2 protein-coding genes and 1 pseudogene are annotated in these 2,486 nt (G+C 70.7%); all 3 read right to left on the bottom strand.

Going from position 1 to position 2,486, the window contains the following annotated elements; translation table 11 throughout:
* A partial coding sequence (locus tag LQR33_RS23315) for an ABC transporter substrate-binding protein (protein WP_231470637.1) occupies positions 1–340 on the bottom strand: 340 nt, incomplete at its 3' end.
* A 100-nt stretch (positions 341–440) separates the two neighbouring features.
* Positions 441–1,700: an NAD(P)/FAD-dependent oxidoreductase gene (locus tag LQR33_RS23310; RefSeq protein ID WP_231179766.1), complete on the bottom strand. Its 1,260-nt coding sequence runs from the start codon at positions 1,698–1,700 to the stop codon at positions 441–443.
* A gap of 124 nt (positions 1,701–1,824) precedes the next feature.
* Positions 1,825–2,427, bottom strand: a pseudogene (locus LQR33_RS23305) (aldehyde dehydrogenase family protein); the annotation flags it as partial.
* Positions 2,428–2,486 lie beyond the last annotated feature (59 nt).

Here is a 2,486-nt window from a genome sequence, read left to right as displayed (position 1 = left end):
CGGAGTTGAAGTGGCCGATGACGGCCTTCACTCCAGCGTCCACCAGCCGCTGCGCCGCCTGGGTGCCGATGCGGGGATCGGCCTGGTCGTCCTCGGACACCAGCTCGAACTTGATCTTCTGCCCGCCCACCACCAGTCCCTTGGCGTTGACATCGTCCACGGCCATTTTGGCGGCGTTTTCGTTGTCCTTGCCATAGTGGGCCTGCGGGCCGGACAGCGGCGAGGCGAAGCCTATCTTGACCACAGTATCGGCATGGGCCGCCGCCATGGCGAACGGCGCCATCATGCCGCCCAGCGCCACCACCCAGTTCATTTCCGCAAACAGTTTGTTCCAAGCCATGAGATGTCTCCTTTATTGCTGCATTGACCAGGGCAAGCCACCCGGCCCGCCCTGCTACCGCTCCCCCGCAGCGGCCGGTCTGCGCCGGCCTGAAGCAGGGTCAAAAACGAGATAGCCGATACGGCTGCATGTCCAACGCCAGGGGCCGCCCCTGCAGCATGTCGCGCAGCAAGGCTCCGGTGGTGGCCGCCAGCGTCAGGCCCAGATGGCCGTGGCCGGTGGCGAACCACAGGCCCGGCAGCGGCGCCGGGCCGATGATGGGCAGGGTGTCCGGCAGCGACGGACGGTTGCCCATCCACACCGTCATGTCTTCGGTGGAGAAATCGCCGACGATGCGCCTGGCCTTGTCCAGCAGGATGTGGGCGCGGCGCCAGTCCGGCGGCGCGTCGCGGTGCGCCAGCTCCACCGTGCCGGCCAGGCGCAGCCCGCCGTTGGCCATCGGCAGGATGACGAAGCTCTCGCTGGCGCACTGGATGAAGTGGCGCAGCTCCACGCCGGCCTTGGGCAAATTGACGTGATAGCCGCGCTCGCTTTCCAGCGGCACGCGGTATTGATGTTGTTTGACGAAACGGTCGCTCCACACGCCGCAGGCGATCACCACCGCGTCGGCGCGCAGATGGCCGCCGCCGGCCGTCTCCACGCCGACCACGCGGCCGGCTTCCATCACAGAGGCCAGCGCCTCGTCCCGCACAAAGCGGCCACCTTCTCGGAGAAAGGCGTCAAACAGGCCGCAGCTGAAAACATAGGGGTCGTCCACATGGGACCACGCCGGCACCTGGACCGCGTACTGCCATTCCTCGCGCAAGACCGGCTCGCCTTCGCCGAGCGCGTCGCGGCCCAGCGCCAGCCAGCGCACGCCGTGGCGGCGCTTGTCGTCCCAGGCCGGCGCGGCGGCGTCGAACTCCTCCCGGCTGCGGTACAGCGTCAGGCTGCCGCGCCGCCGCCACAGATGGCCCAGGCCGGCCCGCTCGATCAGCGCCGCGTAGTCGTCGTTGACCCGGCCCAGCAGCGCGGCCAGCGCCTGCGTCAGCTCGGCCACCCGCCGCGGTCGGCTGGCGGCCAGGAAACGCAGCAGCCAGGGCGCCAGCGTGGGCAGGTAGCGCCAGCGCAGGGCCAGCGGCCCCAGCGGGTCCAGCATCCAGCCAGGCACCTTGCGCAGCACGCCGGGCTCCGCCAGCGGGATCACGTCGCTGACGGCGAAAGCGCCGGCGTTGCCGTAGCTGGTTTCCATCGCCGGCTCGCCTCGGTCCAGCAGAGTCACCTCGAAACCGGCCAGCCGCAGCTGCAAGGCGGCGGCGATGCCGACCACGCCGGCGCCCACCACGATGACGGCCGCGCCGGGCGCAAGAGCGGGCGCCATGGCTCAACCCTCCCGACCGCCATCCAGCAGGCGGCGCAGCGCCATGCACCATGGCGTCGCACACTTCCACCCCGGTGGGCCAGCCGTTCACCAGGATGCGGCCAGCCTTGCGCTCCAGCGTGGGCAGCAGCGCGTGGGCCAGGTCCAGATCGCCCTCATCCAGTTGCAATGTGGCGGTGAGCTGACCCTCCAGTTGCTCGGCAAGCTGGCGCAGCTCCGCCGCGTCCCGACACTGCACGATCAGGGCTGCGGCGCCGAACACCTCGGCGCGCAGCGCCGGATTGGCCAGATAATCGCCCGCGTCTGCCAGCCACAGCTGGGCCTGGCACTGGTTGGGCCCGGTGGCCGGCAGGCCGGCGGCCGCCAGGCGGGCATGGCCGGACAGCGCGTCCACGCCGGCCTGGTAAGCGCGGAAGATGCCGGGCGTCAGCATGGTCTGCGCCGGGCACTGCCGCAGCAGCGCGGACGCGGCGGCGATGAAGCCATCCAGCGCCGGGCCTTGCTCGGCGATGATCAAGCCGGGATTGGTGCAGAACTGCCCCGCGCCCAGCGTCAGCGAGCCGACAAAGCCCTGCGCCAGCGCCTCGCCGCGCGCCCGCAGCGCCGCTGGCAGCAGAAACACCGGATTGGTTGAGCTCATCTCCGCATAAACCGGAATCGGCTCCGGTCGGCTTTGCGCCAGCCGACACAAGGCCAGGCCGCCGCCGCGCGAGCCGGTGAAGCCCACCGCCTTGACGCGCGGATCGGCCACCAGCGCCTGCCCCGCTTCGCGGCCGTCGCCGAACA

The sequence above is a fragment of the Chromobacterium piscinae genome, from assembly GCF_021129175.1.
Taxonomy (GTDB): domain Bacteria; phylum Pseudomonadota; class Gammaproteobacteria; order Burkholderiales; family Chromobacteriaceae; genus Chromobacterium; species Chromobacterium piscinae.
The sequence above is the reverse complement of the archived record's forward strand: the minus strand, read 5'-3'. Positions and strand labels throughout refer to the sequence as shown.

Coding starts and splice junctions, on each gene's coding strand:
- LQR33_RS23310 (WP_231179766.1), bottom strand. CDS start 1,700: ATGGCGCCCGCTCTTGCGCCCGGCGCGGCCGTCATCGTGGTGGGCGCC.